The following is a 19758-nucleotide window of genomic DNA, read 5'->3' as shown; positions in this document are numbered from 1 at the left end:
CGTGGCCCCGCGTCACATGTGTGCATGAAGATTAAGGAGTAGTGGCGTTGACCTCGAACAAGATCAAGGTGCTATGTGTCGATGATTCGGCGCTGATTCGCGACCTGATGAGCAAGATCATCGACAGTCAGCCGGATATGGAGGTCGTTGCCACGGCACCCGACCCTCTAGTGGCCAGGGATCTGATCAAGCGCACCAACCCCGACGTATTGACCCTGGATGTGGAAATGCCGCGCATGGACGGTCTCGATTTCCTCGAGCGTTTGATGCGTTTGCGTCCCATGCCGGTGCTGATGGTGTCCTCGCTGACCCAGAAGGGCTCAGAAATCACCCTGCGTGCCCTGGAACTCGGTGCGGTCGATTTCGTCGCCAAGCCGGAAATGGGCATCCGCGAAGGCATGCTTGAATACACTCAGATGATCGCCGACATGATCCGCGCGGCAGCACGCTCGCGTCCCAAAGCCGTGGCCAAGCAACCGCCGGCGAAGGATCAGGCACCGCTAAAGGCGCCGATCCTCTCGAGTGAGAAAATCATTATCATCGGGGCCTCGACGGGCGGCACCGAAGCCATCCGCCATGTGCTGGAGCCTCTGCCAGCCAATTGCCCGGCGATTCTTATAACCCAGCACATGCCGGGCGGATTCACGAAATCCTTCGCCGAACGTCTCGACAAGCTATGTCGCATCTCGGTCAAGGAAGCAGTGGACGGTGAGCGTGTTCTACCCGGCCACGTCTATATCGCGCCGGGGGACTGGCACATGAAGCTGGCGCGCTCGGGCGCCAACTACGTCATTCGCTTGGACGCTGCGCCGCCTGTCAACCGGCACCGTCCGTCGGTGGATGTGTTGTTTCATTCCGCCGCGCAAAGCGCAGGTCGCAATGCCATCGGTGTGATTCTCACCGGCATGGGTAAGGACGGTGCGGCGGGTCTGCTCGAAATGCATCAGGCAGGCGCCTATACGATTGCCCAGGATGAAGCGAGTTGCGTGGTCTTTGGCATGCCGCGCGAAGCGGTCATCCTCGGTGGTGCCGCCGATACCATTGCACTTTCCGATATCCCCGCTGCGCTGATGAAACGCGCCGAAGCCTCCGGGCGCGCGCAGCGGGTATGACCGCGATCTAGACAATAAACCGGGGCAATCCTTACTTATCACCGATTCAACCACTGCAACCGACGCCAGGGAACTCATCAGGAGACGACATGGGAAAAATGCTGAACGACCTTTCGGTCAGGGCTAGTCTGACAATTGCGCTGACGATCATGGTCGTCATGTGCGCGATCATCAGTGCATTGGGGTTCTACTCCAACCAAAAAAGTGCCGAGGCACTGGATACCATCGGTACCATTGGTTTCGAGCAGACCAACACCGTCAACCGGGCCACCTTGAACCTGGTGCGTGCGCGCAGCCTACTGGCCAGCTATCGCAATGCCGTGGAGGACGGCGATAGCGATCGGGCGGCAAGTTTACAGGGAAGAGTCGAGGATGCCCTGGATAGCGCCCAGACCCGTTTCACCGAGTTTTCGCAAGTTTCCAAGACCGATACCGGGGAGCAATACGCCGCACGTATTGGTGAGGCCTATGCGGCATTCCGCGATGAAGTCGGTCGCCAGATGAACGAAGGTGAAGATGCTGTGCGTGCCGAGGACGATCAGCGTATCAATTCCCTGATGGATAATCTGGATGGTAGCGTGCGTGACTTCATCCAATACGCTGAAGCACGTGTCGATAACGCTATCGTAGCCGATGCCGATAACAGCCAGTTGATGGAAATTTTGTCCATCGTGTTGCTGATTCTCGCCATCGTCGTGGCGATTCTGGTGCGTCTGGTGCTCGTCAAGTCCGTGGTCAAGCCGCTGGATGAAGCCGTCGAGCATTGCGAGCACATCGCCAAAGGTGATCTTTCTCATCGCATCGCCGAGCGTGGCAAGAACGAGATCGGTCGCCTGTTTGCTGCCATGCGTGACATGCAAAGTGGTTTGGTGGGTACGGTGACGTCCGTACGTGACGCCAGCGGGTCGATTCATGGCGGAGCTCGCGAGATCGCCTCCGGTAATGCCGACCTGTCGTCGCGCACCGAACAGCAGGCTGCCTCGCTCGAGGAAACCGCTTCGAGCATGGAAGAGCTGACCTCCACCGTGCGCCAGAACGCCGACAATGCGCGTCAAGCGAGTTCCCTGGCCAGCGATGCCTCGACCACGGCCGGACGCGGCGGCGATGTCATGCAGGAGGTCTCCACGACCATGCAAGGCATCACCGAAAGCTCAAAGCAGATCTCCGACATCATCGGCATGATCGATTCGATTGCCTTCCAGACCAACATCCTCGCACTGAACGCCTCGGTCGAGGCGGCGCGTGCCGGTGAACAGGGTCGTGGCTTCGCGGTGGTCGCCAGTGAAGTACGTAACTTGGCCAGCCGCAGTGCCGAGGCCGCCAAGGAAATCAAAGGCTTGATTCATACATCGACCACTCAGATCGAGCAGGGCTCCGAGCTGGTGGGCAACGCCGAAACCACCATGCGCGATGTCGTCCAGGCGGTGAAGCGCGTCAGCGATATCATGGACGAGATCTCCGCTGCCTCGCAGGAACAGAGCGATGGCATCGAGCAGGTCAGCCAGGCCGTGACGCAGATGGATCAGGTGACACAGCAGAACGCCTCTCTCGTCCAAGAAGCATCGAGTGCTTCTGCATCGCTGGAAGAGCAGGCGCAGCGCTTGGAAGACGTCGTCTCGGTCTTCCGTTTGCCGGGCGGTGCATCGCACCAAGCGTTGCCGGGGACACGTGCGACGGCGACCAGAGCGTCGGTCTCCGCACCAAGATCGACATCAGGTGCCTCGACTCAGGCGTCGACGCGTCAAGTACCGTCGCAGCAAGCCTCGACGAGGCAGGAAGAAGACGAGTGGGAAGAATTCTAGGCCCTTTCTGAAAAGCGCCTAAGCCATGTCGCCGGGGGGCGTGTCGGATGCGCCCCGTCAAGCACCAGCTCGCGCAGCGAATGATTAGCCAGATTGAATGAATCGGAGGATGTATGGCAGACAAGAATATGCGCATTCTGGTCGTGGATGATTTCCCGACCATGCGGCGCATCGTGCGCAGTTTGCTCAAGGAACTGGGCTTCAATAATGTCGATGAAGCGGAAGATGGCCAGGAAGCGCTCAATAAGCTACGTGCCGGCGGCTTCGAGTTCGTGGTCTCTGACTGGAACATGCCCAACCTCGATGGTCTCGCGATGCTCAAGGAGATCCGCCAGGATGATGCGCTGTCGGAACTGCCAGTATTGATGGTGACGGCGGAGGCCAAGAAGGAAAATATCATTGCCGCTGCACAGGCCGGAGCGAATGGGTATGTCGTGAAGCCGTTCACCGCGGCAACGCTGGAAGAGAAGCTGGACAAGATTTTCGAGAAACTGGGCAAGTAAGTTCGCACGAGGAGGGCAGGCCATGAGCGGTGAAACGCAGCCGGAGAACAGTGCGGATGGCACCCCCGCTGACGATCTGATCCACAAGATCGGCAAGATGACACGCATGCTCCACGAGAGTATGCGTGAGCTGGGGCTGGACAAGGAGATCGAAAAGGCAGCTGAAGCGATTCCCGATGCACGGGATCGTCTCAGTTACGTCGCGGCCATGACTGAGCAAGCAGCGGAACGGTCACTGAACGCCATCGATCAGGCACAGCCGTTGCAGGAGCGTATGGAGTCGGGGGCCGAGAAACTCGATCAACGCTGGGAAGAATGGTTCGCCGCGCCTGTCGAACTGGACGACGCCAAGGAGTTGGTGAAGGATACGCGTGACTTCCTGCGTGATGTGCCGACTCAGACAAAGGCAACCAATGCGCAGTTGCTCGAAATCATGATGGCCCAGGATTTCCAGGATTTGACCGGTCAGGTCATCAAGAAAATGATGGATGTCATTCGTGAGATGGAGCAGCAATTGGTGCAGGTGCTGATCGATACCGCTCCTGAGAGCCATGACAAGGAAGAGCTGCAGCAACTTGCCGACGAGCGTTCGCGTAAATCTCAGAAGGGCGATGAGGCGTTGCTCAACGGGCCGCAGATCAAGCCCGAAGGTACCGATGTTGTCAATAACCAGAACCAGGTCGACGACCTCCTCGATAGCCTGGGTTTCTGATCCCTCCCTGCGCTGCCGGTGCCCGCCGGCAGCGTTTCAGTCTCGCGTCCCCTGAATAGCAAGGCTAAGTAGCCGCTATTCCAGTGATCGGCTGTCTCACGTTCCCGAGAAAATAGCCCGCATTCGATGAATGCGGTTGTTCGGCGCCTGGGTATTTGCCTTGGCGAAGGGCTTCTAGCGCCACGACGTCAGAGGGCCCATGGCCGAGGGTAGCGACAGCGACGAGGAAAAGACTGAAGACCCGACACCTCGACGACTCGACAAGGCGAAGGAAGACGGTGAGGTTGCGCGCTCGCGCGAGCTGACCACCTTCATGCTATTGGCGGCGGGGGTGATGGCGCTATGGTCGCTGGGTGGCCACCTCTACGAGAGTTTAGGAGGGGTCATGGAGCAGTCATTCATGTTTTCACGCGCTGAAGCGTTCGATACCGCCGTACTGATGTCGCATGTCTGGGCGTTGGGCAAAAACACGCTGGTGTCCTTGTTGCCGTTGTTTCTCATTGTATCGGTCGTCGCGCTGGCAGCACCGGTAATGCTGGGGGGATGGCTGATGACGGCGAAGTCGTTGCAGCCCCAAGTGTCCAAGCTCAATCCCCTGAAAGGATTGAAGCGCATGTTTTCATCGCAGGCGGTAGCGGAATTGGGCAAGGCCGTCGCCAAGTCGACGCTGGTGGGTGGTGTCGCCGTGATCTTTCTATGGTGGCATCGTGGCGACCTTTTAGGCTTGATGAACCTGCCGTTGAGCGAAGCTCTCGCGAAGGGCATGGAGCTCGCCGCGCTATGCCTGGCTTTCTGTGTGGCGACACTCATCGTAGTGGTGTTGATCGATGTGCCTTTCCAGTTATGGAGCTTTACCAAGAAGCTTCGCATGACTAAAGACGAGATCAAGAAAGAGCACAAAGAAAGTGAAGGCGACCCTCAGGTGAAGGCCCGCATGCGCGCCCAGCAGCAGTCCATGGCACGGCGGCGGATGATGGCCAAGGTGCCGGATGCTGATGTCATCGTGACCAACCCCACGCATTATGCCGTGGCGCTGATGTACGAGGGGAGTCAAATGGAGGCGCCGCGCGTCGTTGCCAAGGGCTCGGATATGGTCGCCACGCGCATTCGTGAGCTGGGCGAAGCGCATGGTGTGCCCTTGCTGGAAGCGCCGCCGTTGGCGCGTGCCCTGCATCAGCATGTGGACATCGATCACGAAGTCCCCGCGAATCTATATACCGCCGTGGCGGAGGTGCTGGCTTGGGCCTACCGCTTGAAACGTGTGCGCGAGGAAGGGGGTGACTGGCCGCAAACGCCATATGACCTGCCCGTGCCCGACGAGTTAGACCCGTCTCGGCAAAACGTTGCCGACGCCAAGGACACACCATGAATGCGTTGAGTCAGTTATGGGGCCGTCGTGAGTGGCTGAACGACACCCGCTTGAAGGTGCTGGCCGGCCCCGTGCTGATCATCATGATCCTGAGCATGATGATCCTGCCGTTGCCGGCGTTTGTGCTGGACCTGCTGTTTACCTTCAATATCACCCTGGCCGTCATGGTGCTGCTGGTGAGCATGTTCACGCAGAAGCCGCTCGATTTCGCGGCCTTCCCGGCGGTCTTGTTGTTTTCGACCCTACTGCGGTTGTCGTTGAACGTCGCTTCCACGCGTGTGGTCTTGATGGAGGGCCATGAAGGCGGCGATGCAGCTGGCAAAGTGATCGAGGCCTTCGGTGCCTTCTTGATCGGGGGTAACTTTGCCGTCGGTCTGGTCGTGTTCATGATCCTGGTGGTGATCAACTTCATGGTTATCACCAAGGGGGCCGGGCGTATTGCCGAGGTTGGCGCACGCTTCACACTGGATGCCATGCCCGGTAAGCAGATGGCCATCGATGCCGACCTCAACGCCGGTTTGATCGGCGAGGAAGATGCGCGGGCGCGACGCCAAGAGACCTCCCAAGAAGCCGATTTCTACGGGTCCATGGACGGGGCCAGCAAGTTCGTGCGCGGTGATGCCATCGCCGGCATCATCATCATGCTCATCAATTTGATCGGTGGCCTGGCGATCGGCATGGCGCAGCACAGCCTAAGCTTTTCCGAGGCGGCGCACACCTACACCTTGCTGACCATCGGCGATGGCCTGGTGGCGCAGATTCCGGCGCTGGTGATCTCCACGGCGGCGGGCGTCACCGTGTCGCGCGTCAATACCGACCAGGACGTCGGCCAACAGCTGATCAGCCAACTGTTCAACAACCCACAGGTATTGATGCTGGCCGCAGGCGTCATGGGGTTGCTGGGTCTCGTGCCGGGGATGCCCAATCTGGTCTTCTTGCTGTTTACGGTATTGCTGGGCAGCTTGGCGTGGTGGATGTGGCGGCGCAACCAGCGTGAGGCCGAGCCCTCGGCGTCGACACCGCAGACACCGCCACCGCAGCCCGAGGTGCCCGAGGCCAGTTGGGATGACGTGCAACTGGTCGATACCCTGGGCCTCGAAGTCGGCCATCGTTTGATCCCGCTCGTCGACCATCGCCAGAAGGGCGAACTGCTGGGGCGCATCAAGAGCGTCCGCAAAAAATTCGCCCAGGATGTCGGCTTTCTACCGCCAGTGGTACATATTCGCGACAATCTCGAGCTGGGGCCGTCGACCTACGTCATCACGCTCAAGGGAGTCGAAGTGGGGCGCGCCGATGCGCATCCGGGGCAATGGCTGGCCATCGACCCGGGGCAGGTCTCGGGCAAGGTGGAAGGCTCGGAGACTCAGGACCCGGCCTTCGGCCTGCCCGCCGTGTGGATCGACGCCGCGCAGCGTGAACGTGCCCAGGTTTACGGTTATACCGTGGTCGATGCGAGTACAGTGGTGGCCACGCATCTCAACCACCTGCTGCATCGTCATGCCAATGACATGCTGGGGCGTCAGGAAGTACAGCAATTGCTCGACAAGATTGCCGCCGAGAACAAGTCGCTGGTCGAGGACGTGGTGCCCAAGCTTCTGACTCTAACCGCGATGCAGCGCATCCTGCAGAATCTGCTCGCCGAGGAGGTCTCGATTCGCGACATGCGTACCATCCTCGATACGTTGGCCGAGCATGCGCCACAACAGAACGATCCCCACGAGCTGACCGCGGTGGTGCGTGTGGCGCTGGGACGTTCGATCACCCAGCAGTGGTTCCCCGGGGACCAAGAGATGCATGTCATCGGCTTGGAAGCCAATCTCGAACAAGTCCTCACCCAGGCGCTGAGCAATGGCGGTGGCCTGGAACCGGGCCTGGCCGACACCCTCATGGAGCAGTCGATGGCTGCCGTGGAACGTCAGGAAGCGCGTGGCGAGCCGACGGTGCTGGTTGTCCAGCATGGTCTGCGCGCGTTGCTGGCCCGCTTCCTGCGTCGCCGCATCACCCACTTGGTGGTGATGTCCAATGCCGAAATTCCCGATGACCGCACCTTGCGTGTCACCGCTACCGTCGGAGCCCGTTCATGAGCGTGATGCGTTTTCTCGGTGCTACTAGTCGCGAGGCGATGCGACAGGTACGAGACGCGTTGGGGGATGACGCCCTGATCCTCTCCAACCGGCGCGTGGATGACGGTGTCGAGGTCGTGGCCGTGGCCGAAGAGGCCCAGTCGTCACTGGTCGAGCAGGCAGAGGACGTCGCCGCGCCCGCGCAGGCTAGTGCTCCTTCAGTCGAGACCTCGCCCGCGCCGGGGCAAGATCGCCTGTATGCTGAAATGCAGGCCATGCGCGAATTGTTGATGTCGCATATCGCCGAGACACCACGCCCGCGCAGTGCAAGTCCCGGCGTGCGCGGCGTCTTGCGCCAGCGCTTGATCACCGCCGGCTTCAGCGCCCGTCTGGTGCGCGAAATGCTCGAGACGTTGCCCGACGAACTCGCCGATGTCGATGCCGATGACCCGCGTTTACTGGCCTGGAGCCGACGTCAACTCGAGACCCGGCTCGCGGTGCTCGATGACGAGGCGACGATGCTCGAGGAGGGCGGTGTGTTCGCCCTGGTGGGGCCGACCGGTGTAGGCAAGACCACGACCACCGCCAAGTTTGCGGCGCGTTACGTGATGCGCTTCGGCGGGGATGACGTGGCCCTGGTAACCACCGACGATTATCGTATCGGTGCGCATGAACAGTTGCGTATCTATGCCCGGCTGCTGGGTGTCGATGTGCATGCCGTACACCATGAAGATGACCTCGAAGGCTTGCTGTCGCGCCTTGAAGGCAAGCGCATGGTGATCGTCGATACCGTGGGCATGAGCCAGCGCGATCAGCGGGTGACGGGGCAGATCGCGCGACTCGGCGGTGCCGCCCGGCCGGTACGGCGTCTTTTGCTGCTGAATGCGGCCAGCCACGGCGATACGCTCGAAGAGGTTGTCGAGACCTATCAACGAGCCTCGCGGGACGCCGGTGCGCCGCTTTATGGTTGCCTGTTGACCAAGGTCGATGAAGCGCCACGCCTGGGGGCCGCGCTGGATGTCGTGATGCGCCATCGGCTGCGCCTTTATTACGTCTTGCATGGTCAGCGCGTGCCCGAAGACATTCGCCTGGCCGAAGCGCCAGCATTATTGGACGAAGCGCTGGCGGTGGGGCAAGGCTCGCCGTTCACCTTCGACGAAGGTGTGCTCACCGAGATGTTGCGGCCCACTGCCTCCGGACAGGGGCTGCAAGCACTATCGCGGGATCTCTTGGCACAGCGCGATCAACTGGTGCGGGTGATGGAAACGCTGCAGCGCAGCGTACCGGGGGTGGCCTGGCTCGATGCCGCGTGGCGCCGTCGCGAGTCGCCACGTGCCATACAGCAAGCCTGGCTCGAAGAGCACCTCGCACCGCCGTCGATGATCAAGGCGTGGCATGACGCCGAGGCAACTGGCCTGTTCTGGCCGGGTGGGAAGCCGCGAGGAATGGATTGGGCGGCGCCGATGCTCCCACTGGACGCCAATGGCGATGTCTTGCCGCTGGCCTGGCCTCTCCATCGTTGGCCGCCGTCCGACACGCAGCGCCTGACCCTGGCGCGTCGCCATCTGGGCAGTCATTGGCATGTGTTCGCGCGGGTACCCGATGCCGACGTCAGGAAACAGTTGCGCGAGACGGATAGCCCCTGGCTAGCACGCACACGAGTGCAGCAGCGCGTCTGGCATGCCGGGGAACGTCTGGCGATCGGCGAGCTGGTCGATCTAGCCGAACCCTGTGGCCAGCATACCTGTCGCCTGCGTGGCCGCGCACGACGCGTGACGCTGTCGCGCTTGCCCGTGGCCTTGGCCGAGACCGACGCGGACACCCTGCAACTGTGGATTGCGATGAGTCATGATTCCGAAAGCGGGCGTCGGCGGGGCGTCTATCACTGGTTGGGGCATGGGGGCGACGCGCTGGATATCGACATGCGCGCCTTCGTTTATCGCCAGCTCGAACAGGATGATCTATCGCGTTTGATGCGCACGGCGTGGCAACAGTTGGGCGCATCGGCACCTCTGGATTGCGAACTGCGCGTCTATCTTGCAGCGCAATTGGCGGCCTTGGCGCTACGGATGGACTTGAGCGAGGATGGCTGGGCGGTGGATGCGCGCCCGGTGGTGAGGCGTCTTGCCGGTGAGCGCAAGCGACGCAGTCCCGATACCCTGCTGCATGGGTTGTTGCACTTGCTGACGGCGCATGCGGCGCTGTCACAGGCCGCGTGAGGTGACGATGAACGATCAAGCGGCAGGGTTGCGCGCCTATGCGAGCCAACGACGCGACAAAGCGGCGCTGGTGACGATCGGCCATCCGTCGCCTCAGGCGGTGACGGCGATCTGCGAACGCCTTGCGTCACTCAGCGGTCTTGCCTGGGAGACCTTGCCGCTGGCCGTCGGTGATGTGACCGCCACCCAGCGTTCTTCGCCGCATTGGGGCATCTGGGTCGCCTCCGGTGCGGAAGGTTTACAGCGCGCCTATCGCGAACTCAAACAATGGTCGCAGCGCGAACGTCTGCCACGTCTGCTGGTGATACGCGATCCGGCCAGCGCGGGCGATATGCCGCTTGGCAACTTGGTGGATACGGCACGCCGCTTCCTTGCAGTCGAACTTGTCGTCGACCCCGCCGAGTGGCTGGCGCAGACGCGACCATCAAGCGAGCGCCGGTCGTGAAATCCCTTGGTTGCGTCCTGGCATTGCTGGTGGCGTTAGGGGCCACGCTGAGCATGGCACCGTTCGCGAAAGCCGTCGAAGCCGGCAGTTGGGCGGTGACGTTGCCGCGTGGGCCGCTGTTGACGACGCCGGGGCGTGACGAGCGAACGGCGCCCCTGCGTCCGCCTGAGGCTCACACGGTCGGCGATGGCCATATCACGCGGGTGTCCTGGCGTTACGTCACGAAGAGACCGAGCGATGTGCGGGCGTGGCTGTGTCATCCGCGTCGTTGTGTCGAAATGGCGACGCGTCGCGGGGGCACGCGGGCTTTGCAAGGCCTTTCCGCGCAAGGGCCTTTTGTCCTGCGCTTTCGGCGTGCCGCCTCGCGGAACGCCCCGCGCGCGGGCGTACGCATCGAAGACTTGCAACTGATCGTGAATTACCGCTGAGAGAAGGCGGTATAGACGAATTCGGGAAAAGGCCTATCAAGCGGGGGTTATTCCGGCCTTGGGTATCGGGCCGGAAGCTCGATAATGTCAGCGGGCGTCGCGTCGAGCGTCGACCCGAACATCCGAGGCGATAGAGATGTATACGGCACAGGGCAAAATCGACCAACGCGCACTGCTGGAACAATACATGCCGCTCGTACGGCGTCATGCGCTGGCATTGCAAGTACGCTTACCGGCCAGTGTCGAACTCGATGATTTGATTCAAGCCGGCATGGTGGGGTTACTCGACGCGCTGGAACGCTTCGATACCGCTCAAGGGGCGAGTTTTTCCACTTTCGCCAATCAGCGCGTGCGCGGCGCGATGATCGATGAACTGCGCAGTCGTGACTGGATGCCGCGCAGCGTGCGGCGCAGCGTGCGGGCGCTGGATCAGGTGGTACACAAGCTCGAGCAGTCATTAGGACGTTCCCCAGACGAGCGCGAGATCGCCAGTGCTCTGGATATGAGCGTCGATGAATATCATCAGCTGCTGCTGGATGCCAACAACGGCTATCTGCTGGGCTTCGACGAGGTCGTGTCCGAACTCGGCGAGCCCCCGGCGGGAGAGACCGCGCCAGCGACCCCGCTCGATGCATTGCTGAAAGGCGATGCGCGTACCCATCTAGTCGAGGCCATCGAACAACTCCCCGAACGTGAAAAGCTATTGCTGGGGCTTTATTACCAGGAAGAGCTCAACCTCAAGGAAATCGGCGCCGTGTTGGGTGTCAGCGAATCGCGGGTATGCCAATTGCATAGCCAGGCCGTTGCACGCCTCAGGGGGCGGCTCGCGGCCTGAGGCTCACTCTTCCTCATCCGCGGCGACGGGTAACGGCTGTAGCATGACCGTCCGTCCGGTTGCGACCATGTGACCTGGCTTCATAAAGCGCCGTGTCAGTTCGTCTCCGCTGTGACGGCCACCTCTGCCAGGGTATCGGCCAAGCGTTCGCCGAGCGTATCCCAGGCCGCCCCCAGCGCCCTTACCAGCGCAGGATAGCCATCGTCCTCCAGCGGGCGCTCGATCTCAAAGGATTCGCGCGACAATGTGCGGTCGTTGTCGTCACGGATACGCCACTGGCCGTCGACCACGGCCATGCCGTCGTCGCGACCCTGGAAACGGTCGACGTCGAGCTGGACATGCAGCGCCGGTGTAGATGCCTCGGAGGATTGACCGCTACGTAGCACGTCGGCGTTGGGCAAGGCCTGGCTGAGATGCTGGCGCATGCGTTCCTGCAGTTGACGATCAAGGGGTTCGGCCCATAGATGGTGGCGTGCCTGATGGATACGAATGTCATTGAGCTGCATGACGATGCCGTCATCCTTCAGGTAGCTCGCCATGCGTGGCGGCGCGAGCGAGACTCTGCCCTTGAAGTCGCTGGCGACGTCGACGTTTTGCGTTTCACTGGGGAGCGTATAGCGCGACTCGTCGATGCTTTGTCCGGCACAGCCGATCAGCATCGACAGGAAAACTCCCAGCCCGGCGGCGGCGAGAAACCGCACCGGGCGTGTCGGGCGTTGAGCATGAAGGACGGTCATCTCGGTCATTGGCGAGGGGCCCTCGGTTGTGGATCTGGAGCGTCTTCGCTGTCGAAGATCAGGGCGTTGGGCTTTTCGCTTAGCGTGCGCGCCACGGGTTGCAGGTCGCGCATCAACGACTCGAGCCGCGAGAGCGTATCGTTGAGTTCACGGTAACCCTGCGAGTCGGGAGAGAAGCCCTCCAGCGTGTCGCGAGTCTGGCGCAGTGTTTCGTTGAGATTGCCAGGCAGCTCGCGCGTGGCCGGATCGTCGAGCAGCGCATCCACTGAGTCGGCGATCTCGTTGACTTGCTGCATCGTATTCTGCGTGGTTGCCAGCGTCTCGTTCAGCGAGTCGAGGACAGGCTCGATCTGCACGTCGTTGAGCTTGTCGAGCAGGTTCGAGACCTTCTCCTCGATCTGCGCGAGGCTACCGGTGGTCGTCGGGAAGACCTTCTTGCCCTCGAAGGTGAGCGGCTCGTAAGGCTCGGGATCGTCGTGGAAGTTCAAGTCCACGAAAAGCGCCCCGGTCAGCAGATTGCCTCGTTTGAGCGTCGCCCGCAGGCCGTGTTCGAACATGCCTTGGAGGCGCGTACGCCATTCATCGGCGTCGAAATCTTGCAAGGTGTTGTCGAAGCGCTGTGGCTCGATGCGGATCAGCACAGGAATCGCAAAGCGGTCCAAGGTGTTGGGCTGCGGCGCTGCGAAACGCCACGGCACGGTTTCCACGGTACCGACGCGCACGCCGCGATATTCCACGGGGTCGCCGTGGCTAAGCCCGCGCACGGTATCGTCGACCATGAGTACATAGTCGAGATAACGATCGAAGGTCCCTTCACGGGCGCTTTCCTCGTCGCCAAACAATTGATAGGTCGCCTCCGGTTCGGCGGGGTGCCCCATCTCCACGTCCTCGGGGACCCCGAAGGTCACGCCGCCGCCGATGAGCGACTCCATTGACTCGATATTGACGCGGAAGCCCTGCGAGTTCAGACGCAGGTCGACTCCCGACGAGACCCAGAAGCGTGTGGTGTCGGTGACCAGCACATCATAAGGCGACTGAATGTAAAGACGGTGGCGCATTTCCTTCTTGTCGGGATCGAACTCGGTGTTTTCCACGCGTCCCACCGTGAAGCCTTGATAGGTGATCGGGTCGCCGGCGCTCAACGAGCTGCCTACCTGGCTGACCAGGTTGATGCGGATTCCCGGGGCGTCGGGGGGCGCGACCGGGGGCTGTTCGAGCACATCGAAGTCGCGTTGGGGCTCCCCGCCGTGACCGGGCAGCAATTGAATGTAAGCCCCTGATAGGACGGTCCCCAGGCCGCTGATGCCTTCGCGATCGATGCGTGGCTTGACCACCCAGAAACGCGCATCGTCATTGAGCATGCGCTCGGTATCGGGCTGCATTCGCGCGGTAATGACGGTATGCGACATGTCGTCGGAGAGTGTCACATCCTCGACGCGGCCGACCTCGACATTGCGTGTCTTGATCAACGTCTTGCCGGCTTCAATGCCTTCGGCGTTTTCCATCTGCAGTGTGATCGTGGGGCCAAGGCCGGAAAGATTGTCGTAAAGCATCCATAAGCCGATGAGGACCGCCACCAAAGGCACGATCCAGATCGGCGATAGGCGTCGGCGATATTGGCGTGTCGCGCGCTGTGGAGCTTCAGGCATCGTCGGATTCCTTGCGTGATGAAACGGTAGCGATACGTCGCGGCAGGCGATCCCGCCATGCGCGTCGAGGGCGCTGGGGGAGGTCGTCCCAGATCATGCGCGGGTCGAAACTGTGGGCCGCCAACATGGTGATGATCACGACGCTGGCGAAGGAGAGCGCGGCAGGTCCTGGTTCGACCGAGATCAACTCGCCCGCGCGGATCAGCGCGACGAGGATGGCGACGACGAAAACATCGACCATCGACCAGCGGCCAATGAACTCGGTGATGCGATAGAGGCGTACGCGGGTAACGTTGCTCAATGGCTCGCCGCGATGGCGTACTGCGTAGCACAACCAGCCGAGCGCGAGAATCTTGCCGATGGGCACTACCACGCTGGCGGTGAAGATGATGACGGCGATGGGTATGTCACCATGCTGCAGAAACAGCATCACACCGCCGATGATGGTCGAGGGCGAAGTGTTGCCGAGCGATGTCGTGCTCATGATCGGGTAAAGGTTCGCCGGGATATACATCACCACCGCAGCGAGCAGCAAGGCCAGCGTGCGCTGGCGGCTGACGGGTGTTCTCGCGTGGAGCGTTTCTCCGCAGCGTCGACAGCGCCCACGGCCCTGCGCATCGAGACGATTGACCAGCCCACAGGTCGTGCATCCGCTCAGCCCTTGCGGCGCCGCGAGTTCACCCGAGCGGGCGCCTTCCGGTGCCAAGGGCTCGCTGGCCAGCGCGAACCACATCCAGTCGGTGTCGATGGATTGGGTGGTGAGCAGCAGTAACAAGGCGTAGGCGCAAAACGTCCAGAACGATAGCCCCAGGCTGACATCGGCCATTCCGGCAATCTTGATCAGGCTGACCAGCGCGGCGATGACGAAGACGTCGGCCATCATCCACGGCGTCAAGTGTTTCAGGGTACGGGCGATACCACGTGAATAGGGCAGAACGTGGCGCCCGAGAAGTCCCAGCGAGAGCCAGATGACGCCACATAGATAGACCGTGGGCAGGATGATTACGGTCAGCAGCACGCAAATCGCCACCAGCGGCTCATGGAAGCCGACCAGTGTCGAGGCGGTCTCGGTCAGCTCGATGCGGTTGGTGACGCCACGGGCCTCGAAACTGATGAAGGGAAAAGCCACCGACAGCGTTAACATGATCAAGGCGGCGACGGCGAGCGCCAGGCTACGCTCGGCAGGCTTGTCGTGACGCGTGGCCAGCGTATGTTCGCAACGCGGGCAGTCAGCCTTTTCTCTCGGCCGCAAGGGCGGTAGCGCCACTAGCAAATCGCATTCGTGACAGGCACGCAGACGTCGCCTTGAGTGGCGCGTCGTCGCCACCGTCGTCGCGTCGCATGGCGAGTGATGAGGCGCTTGTGACGAAACGTTCTCTGCCAAACTCAGTCTCGCTCATAGGTTTGTGGTGCCGAATGATGCATGCACTATAGCAATTCGGTGCGACGATATTCCGACAGACTTTTGCCTGAAAAAATCAGGAGCGCGAACAGCGTACATTCACGTGCGTATGTTTGTCAGTAGCGTGCTCGGTGGATTGCGTTAGAATAGCGCGGCTTCGCGATAACATGCATGACACGACGACATTCAAGGACAACGACATTCAAGGAGAAGTATCGTGCTAATGGCCATCATTGCCGTAGCGTTGGGATTGGCGGTCCTGGTATGGAGCGCCGATCGATTCGTCGATGGTGCAGCGGCGACCTCGCGCCACCTGGGGTTACCGCCGCTGTTGATCGGCATGGTCATCATCGGCTTTGGCACCTCGGCGCCGGAATTGATGGTCTCAGGGCTTTCCGCCTGGCAAGGCAATCCCGGCCTCGCGCTGGGTAACGCCTATGGCTCCAACATTGCCAATATCGGCCTGATCGTAGGCCTGGTGGCATTGCTCAGCCCGCTGACGATGCACTCCCAAGTGCTGCGTCAGGAGTTGCCACTATTGATGCTAGTGACGGTGGCATCGCTATGGTGCCTGCAGGATGGCGACGTCTCGCGTTGGGACGCCGTATTGCTGTTGGCGATGCTGGCGGCGTTGCTGACCTATAGCGTCATGCGTGGACGCCAGAAGGGAAGTGACGCGCTAGCTGACAATACGACGGCTAATCTTGATGCTCAGGAGATGACACTCAAGCGTGCAATCACCTGGACCCTGGTGGGTCTGGTCATGCTGATCGCCAGTTCACGTTTGTTGGTGTGGGGTGCAGTGGATATTGCCTCGGCATTCGGGGTCAGCGATCTGATCATCGGCTTGACGGTGGTCGCCATCGGGACCTCGCTACCCGAGCTTGCCTCCTCGATCAGCGCGGTGCGCAAGAACGAGCATGATCTTGTCATCGGGAACGTGGTGGGCTCCAACCTCTTCAACACCCTCGCCGTGGTGGGGCTAGCGGGCATCATTGATCCGATCAATGTAGATAGTGCGGTGCTCGTCCGGGACTGGCCGGTCATGGCGGGCCTGACCCTGGCGCTGACCGTGTTTGGCATCGGCTGGAAGGGCCAGGGGCGCATCAACCGTCTGGAAGCGGCCTTGTTATTGGCGACGTTTATCGCTTATACGGCATGGTTGGTCATGTCGGTCATCGGTGGGCGCTAGGTGAATCTGCGACAAGCAACTGGCTCAGGCGTGCGCATGCCAGGGCGAGAGGTCGCCAAGGGCTTCGCAGAGCGGGCGTAGGTCCTCGATCGAGGCGGGTGCGTGGGGCTGATGTTCGATGCGTATACATGTGCGATCCGCGAATGACGCCTCGAGCTGCTCGATCCAGGGGCGTTGCTCCTCGCGCCAATTGGCGAGCCATTGGCTATCGACCGTCGTGGGCAGGCATTTGTTGATGACCACCGCGCCCACATTAAGGCCGTTGGTTTCCAGCAGGTCACGCGTGCGCGCGGTTTCCAGCGCTGGCAGGCGTTCCGGGTTGGCGACCAAGATCATCGCCGAGTGTTCAGGGCAGGTCAGATGTTCGCGAGCGGCGGCGAGACGCCCTCGGCGACGCATCAGTACCTCCTGAATGGGGTCGTCGACCACCTCGCCGTCTCCCAGCCAGGCTTTGTAATCGCTGCGCACTTTATGGCGACGTTGCATCAAGCCGTCCACCCAGGCGCCCATGATCTCCGGCAGCGCGAGCAAACGCACGGTATGGCCGCCTGGCGCGGTGTCGAAGACCAAGCGGTCGTAGTGTTGCCCGGTATCGAGCAACAAGCCGACCAGCGCATCGAACAAGGCAGCTTCCTCGGTGCCCGGAGCATGGCGAGCCAGGTCGAGCTGGCGAAATACCGCTGCGCTGCGTTCGCCGCTCACCATGGGCTTGATGTTGGCCTTGACCTGGTCCAGATAGCGTTTCGTCTCATGATCGGGGTCGAGTTCGACGACATCCAGGCCAGGGCGCATGCGCGTTGGCGTCGGGCCGGGTTGGCGGCCGAATAGATCGGCCAGGTTGTGGGCGGGGTCGGTGGACACCAGCAGGGTGTTCCATCCGGCATCCGCGCAGCTTAGCGCGTAAGCGGTCGCACAGCTGGTTTTGCCGACGCCGCCCTTGCCGCCGAAAAAAAGGCTTTTGGCCATATCGGCTGTTTCTCCTCGGTTGTGCCACGCCATCGGCGTCGTTCAGCAACAGCGAAAACCATCCAGTGGTGAGCGGGGCATGCCCTGGCGCTTATGCCATTCGTGAAAGCGTTCGAGCATGTAGGGATAAAGCTCCAGGGTCATGTCGCCGACGGGGTTGGGGATCCCCATCATGTCGCAGAAGCACAACAGCATGAAAAGATCTTCTTCATCCTGAAGTTCGCGGACGATCTCACGGCGGTGCTGAAGGCTCAGAACCGCGTCGTAGCCCTCGATGAGACGTTTGATCCGCGTCCGCCAACCGGCGGACGCGGTTCGTTCGTCATCAGCGCGAGTCATCGGAACTCAACGACTCTTGCGAGGCTGTCGGGCCCTGGCGGAAGCTGCGCGAGGCCTCGAGCAGGATCCATAGCGTGAACACCATGATCAAGCTGCCAAAGGTGAACAGCAGCAAGTTGCGGTCGGCATCGCCGAAGCCCGACCAGGTGAAGATCACTTGTTGGCCCATGGCCCACAGCGTCATGACCAGCAGGAATAGCATCGGCACCAGCGTGAAGACCACCGGGCGGCCCTGGCGTTTGAGCCACACCGAGACCAGCATCAGGGTGATACCGGCCAGCAACTGGTTGCTGGTGCCGAACAGTGGCCACAGCAGATAACCGCCCGAGCCGAAGCCATTGGGGCCTTCCGGCAGAATCACCAACGCCGCGCTGGTAATGACGGCGATGCTGGTCGCGACATGCTTGCGAGCGATCACTGGCATACCGTATTCGTTACCCAGTTCGGCGATGATGTAACGCATCAGACGTACGGCGGTATCCAGGGTGGTGGCGGCGAAGCTGACCACGATGACGGCGACCAGGGTCGAGCCCATGTGCTCGGGGATGCCGAGGTTGCCGGCCAATTGCCCGGCGCCTTCCACAAACGAGCTCAAACCGCTGGATCCTGCTGCCGAAAAGCTTGAATAGGTAGCAGTAAAGTCGGTGCCGGACGCAAACAGCGTGCCCACGGCGATGATTGCGATCATCGCCAGCATGCCTTCGCCCAAAGCGCCGCCATAACCGATCATGCGTGCATCGGTTTCCTTGTCGAGCTGTTTGGAGGTGGTGCCCGAGGCGACCAAACCATGGAAGCCGGAAATGGCCCCACAGGCGATGGTGATGAACAGCAGCGGATACCAGCTAACCTCGGCTTCGCCGTTGACGCTGGGCGCGGTCATTTCCGGCGCACCAAAAAGTAGCCCCAGATACAAAAGCGCCAGGCCGACGACGAGCTGGTGCGAGTTGATATAATCGCGCGGCTGCAACAGCTTCCAGACGGGGAGTGTCGAAGCGATATACACATACACCATCAACACTACGATCCATACCAAAAAGGCCATCGAGGTGGCATCGAAGTTACCTATCACCTCGGTGTCACCGCCACCGAACCAACTGACCAGATCGAGTTGAAGTATGGGGACCTCGCTGGCCAGGAGCGCTGCGCCATACATGACGGCGAGGGCGATGACCGAGGGCAGGAGCATCGATCCGGAGTGGCGATAGACGCGGTAGCCGATCCACACCGCCAGCGGTATCTGGATGAACACCGAGAGCACGCTAGCGGGGAAGGTGATGAACAGCTTGGCGATGACCCAGGCGAAGACCGCATTGAGCATCAATACCAGGATCAAGATGATGAACAGGAACAATAGTTTGGCGCGTTGGCCGATCAGTTTGTTGGCTAGTGTGCCGACCGAGTGCCCTTTGTGGCGATTGGAAAGCACTACCGCGCCAAAGTCATGCACGCCGGCTGCGAACACGGTCCCTAGCACGACCCACAAGATGGCCGGTAGCCAGCCCCAGTAGATGGCGATGGCCGGCCCCACGATGGGGGCTGCGCCAGCCACTGAGGTAAAGTGGTGGCCCCACAGAATCCACTTGTTGGTGGGCACATAGTCGACGCCATCTTGATAAGTGTGAGCGGGCGTTTGGAAATCGGGGTCAAGCCGGTAAATGCGTTCGGCGATGAACTTCGAATAGAAGCGATAGCCCATCACGAAACACACGGCGCCGAAGATGGCGATCCAGATAGCGTTCATGAGTGATCCTTGTCGAGAGCGGTCGCGCCGGGCGCCGACCATGCTTTGTTGGTACGACTATCCTACCAAAGATGTATGGCATTCTCCGTTAGACGAACGACGCAGAATTAAATCGGCTGCGACATCGGCGCGCATGCGGCAATTTGCCTTGCGGCAACGCGACACATACGAAATCCCGCCACGGCGCTTTTTAAGTCTATATAAACCCTCTACGATGTAGGGGTATTGGAAACGAAACAAGAAG

The 19758-nt window shown here is 61.0% G+C and carries 17 protein-coding genes; 11 read left to right on the top strand and 6 right to left on the bottom strand.

Translation table 11 applies throughout. From position 1 onward, the window contains the following. The first annotated feature begins 47 nt into the window (after positions 1-47). The 10 genes from L1075_RS11330 (at position 48) to L1075_RS11280 (ending at position 11488) form a co-directional block, all read left to right on the top strand. Complete coding sequence (locus L1075_RS11330; protein ID WP_281504155.1) at positions 48-1112, top strand: protein-glutamate methylesterase/protein-glutamine glutaminase; 1065 nt, start codon at positions 48-50, stop codon at positions 1110-1112. An 89-nt stretch (positions 1113-1201) separates the two neighbouring features. After that, positions 1202-2914 (top strand): methyl-accepting chemotaxis protein, encoded by a 1713-nt coding sequence (locus L1075_RS11320; protein ID WP_281504154.1) that lies wholly within the window; start codon positions 1202-1204, stop codon positions 2912-2914. A 113-nt stretch (positions 2915-3027) separates the two neighbouring features. Then, positions 3028-3417, top strand: coding sequence for a chemotaxis response regulator CheY (gene cheY, locus L1075_RS11315; protein ID WP_246941892.1), 390 nt, complete (start codon positions 3028-3030; stop codon positions 3415-3417). A 22-nt stretch (positions 3418-3439) separates the two neighbouring features. After that, complete coding sequence (gene cheZ, locus L1075_RS11310) at positions 3440-4129, top strand: protein phosphatase CheZ (RefSeq protein WP_246941890.1); 690 nt, start codon at positions 3440-3442, stop codon at positions 4127-4129. A gap of 199 nt (positions 4130-4328) precedes the next feature. Beyond that, positions 4329-5498 carry a flagellar biosynthesis protein FlhB gene (flhB, locus tag L1075_RS11305; protein WP_246941888.1) on the top strand — a complete coding sequence of 390 codons (1170 nt, stop codon included), beginning with the start codon at positions 4329-4331 and terminating at the stop codon, positions 5496-5498. After that, positions 5495-7582 carry a flagellar biosynthesis protein FlhA gene (gene flhA, locus L1075_RS11300; protein ID WP_246941886.1) on the top strand — a complete coding sequence of 696 codons (2088 nt, stop codon included), beginning with the start codon at positions 5495-5497 and terminating at the stop codon, positions 7580-7582. The genes flhB and flhA overlap by 4 nt, the downstream gene beginning before the upstream one ends. Beyond that, positions 7579-9780 (top strand): flagellar biosynthesis GTPase FlhF, encoded by a 2202-nt coding sequence (gene flhF / locus L1075_RS11295; RefSeq protein WP_246941884.1) that lies wholly within the window; start codon positions 7579-7581, stop codon positions 9778-9780. The genes flhA and flhF overlap by 4 nt, the downstream gene beginning before the upstream one ends. A 7-nt stretch (positions 9781-9787) precedes the next feature. After that, positions 9788-10225 carry a hypothetical protein gene (locus L1075_RS11290; RefSeq protein WP_246941883.1) on the top strand — a complete coding sequence of 146 codons (438 nt, stop codon included), beginning with the start codon at positions 9788-9790 and terminating at the stop codon, positions 10223-10225. Then, entirely contained in the window at positions 10222-10653 is a 432-nt protein-coding gene (locus tag L1075_RS11285; RefSeq protein ID WP_246941881.1) for a flagellar protein FlhE, read from the top strand. The genes L1075_RS11290 and L1075_RS11285 overlap by 4 nt, the downstream gene beginning before the upstream one ends. 136 nt (positions 10654-10789) lie before the next feature. Continuing rightward, entirely contained in the window at positions 10790-11488 is a 699-nt protein-coding gene (locus tag L1075_RS11280) for an RNA polymerase sigma factor FliA (RefSeq protein ID WP_040241432.1), read from the top strand. A 95-nt stretch (positions 11489-11583) separates the two neighbouring features. Here the strand turns inward: L1075_RS11280 and L1075_RS11275 are convergent, their stop codons facing one another. Genes L1075_RS11275 through L1075_RS11265 form a run of 3 tightly spaced genes read right to left on the bottom strand, consistent with a single transcriptional unit; the run spans position 11584 to position 15201 of the window. Next, positions 11584-12234, bottom strand: coding sequence for a PqiC family protein (locus tag L1075_RS11275; RefSeq protein ID WP_246941879.1), 651 nt, complete (start codon positions 12232-12234; stop codon positions 11584-11586). Continuing rightward, on the bottom strand, positions 12231-13874 hold the full coding sequence (gene pqiB, locus L1075_RS11270; protein ID WP_246941877.1) for an intermembrane transport protein PqiB: 1644 nt from the start codon (positions 13872-13874) through the stop codon (positions 12231-12233). Before pqiB ends, L1075_RS11275 begins: the two co-directional genes overlap by 4 nt. Then, positions 13867-15201, bottom strand: coding sequence for a paraquat-inducible protein A (locus L1075_RS11265; RefSeq protein ID WP_040241428.1), 1335 nt, complete (start codon positions 15199-15201; stop codon positions 13867-13869). The genes pqiB and L1075_RS11265 overlap by 8 nt, the downstream gene beginning before the upstream one ends. A gap of 292 nt (positions 15202-15493) precedes the next feature. Between L1075_RS11265 and L1075_RS11260 the strand changes: the two genes are divergently transcribed. Continuing rightward, positions 15494-16468 (top strand): calcium/sodium antiporter, encoded by a 975-nt coding sequence (locus tag L1075_RS11260; RefSeq protein WP_246894512.1) that lies wholly within the window; start codon positions 15494-15496, stop codon positions 16466-16468. A 24-nt stretch (positions 16469-16492) separates the two neighbouring features. Here L1075_RS11260 and L1075_RS11255 read toward each other — a convergent pair whose 3' ends face one another. From L1075_RS11255 to L1075_RS11245, 3 genes are read right to left on the bottom strand one after another with little or no spacing between them, the layout of a single operon-like run. Continuing rightward, on the bottom strand, positions 16493-17434 hold the full coding sequence (locus L1075_RS11255; RefSeq protein WP_246894513.1) for an ArsA family ATPase: 942 nt from the start codon (positions 17432-17434) through the stop codon (positions 16493-16495). A 42-nt stretch (positions 17435-17476) separates the two neighbouring features. Continuing rightward, the gene (locus tag L1075_RS11250; RefSeq protein ID WP_052444949.1) at positions 17477-17773 is read right to left on the bottom strand and encodes a cory-CC-star protein; all 297 of its coding nucleotides are present in this window, start codon (positions 17771-17773) and stop codon (positions 17477-17479) included. After that, on the bottom strand, positions 17760-19514 hold the full coding sequence (locus L1075_RS11245; RefSeq protein WP_246941874.1) for a carbon starvation CstA family protein: 1755 nt from the start codon (positions 19512-19514) through the stop codon (positions 17760-17762). The genes L1075_RS11250 and L1075_RS11245 overlap by 14 nt, the downstream gene beginning before the upstream one ends. Between the last annotated feature and the right edge of the window lie 244 nt (positions 19515-19758).

The sequence above is a fragment of the Chromohalobacter beijerinckii genome (assembly GCF_023061185.1).
In the GTDB taxonomy this organism is placed as follows: Bacteria; Pseudomonadota; Gammaproteobacteria; order Pseudomonadales; family Halomonadaceae; genus Chromohalobacter; species Chromohalobacter beijerinckii.
Note: the sequence above shows the minus strand (reverse complement) of the source record. Positions and strands in the feature narration are given on the sequence as shown.

Bases quoted from the DNA above. Each gene is read 5' to 3' on its own strand.
- L1075_RS11320 (WP_281504154.1), top strand. From the start codon at position 1,202: ATGGGAAAAATGCTGAACGACCTTTCGGTCAGGGCTAGTCTGACAATT.
- cheY (WP_246941892.1), top strand. From the start codon at position 3,028: ATGGCAGACAAGAATATGCGCATTCTGGTCGTGGATGATTTCCCGACC.
- cheZ (WP_246941890.1), top strand. From the start codon at position 3,440: ATGAGCGGTGAAACGCAGCCGGAGAACAGTGCGGATGGCACCCCCGCT.
- flhB (WP_246941888.1), top strand. From the start codon at position 4,329: ATGGCCGAGGGTAGCGACAGCGACGAGGAAAAGACTGAAGACCCGACA.
- flhA (WP_246941886.1), top strand. From the start codon at position 5,495: ATGAATGCGTTGAGTCAGTTATGGGGCCGTCGTGAGTGGCTGAACGAC.
- flhF (WP_246941884.1), top strand. From the start codon at position 7,579: ATGAGCGTGATGCGTTTTCTCGGTGCTACTAGTCGCGAGGCGATGCGA.
- L1075_RS11290 (WP_246941883.1), top strand. From the start codon at position 9,788: ATGAACGATCAAGCGGCAGGGTTGCGCGCCTATGCGAGCCAACGACGC.
- L1075_RS11280 (WP_040241432.1), top strand. From the start codon at position 10,790: ATGTATACGGCACAGGGCAAAATCGACCAACGCGCACTGCTGGAACAA.
- L1075_RS11275 (WP_246941879.1), bottom strand. From the start codon at position 12,234: ATGACCGAGATGACCGTCCTTCATGCTCAACGCCCGACACGCCCGGTG.
- pqiB (WP_246941877.1), bottom strand. From the start codon at position 13,874: ATGCCTGAAGCTCCACAGCGCGCGACACGCCAATATCGCCGACGCCTA.
- L1075_RS11255 (WP_246894513.1), bottom strand. From the start codon at position 17,434: ATGGCCAAAAGCCTTTTTTTCGGCGGCAAGGGCGGCGTCGGCAAAACC.
- L1075_RS11250 (WP_052444949.1), bottom strand. From the start codon at position 17,773: ATGACTCGCGCTGATGACGAACGAACCGCGTCCGCCGGTTGGCGGACG.
- L1075_RS11245 (WP_246941874.1), bottom strand. From the start codon at position 19,514: ATGAACGCTATCTGGATCGCCATCTTCGGCGCCGTGTGTTTCGTGATG.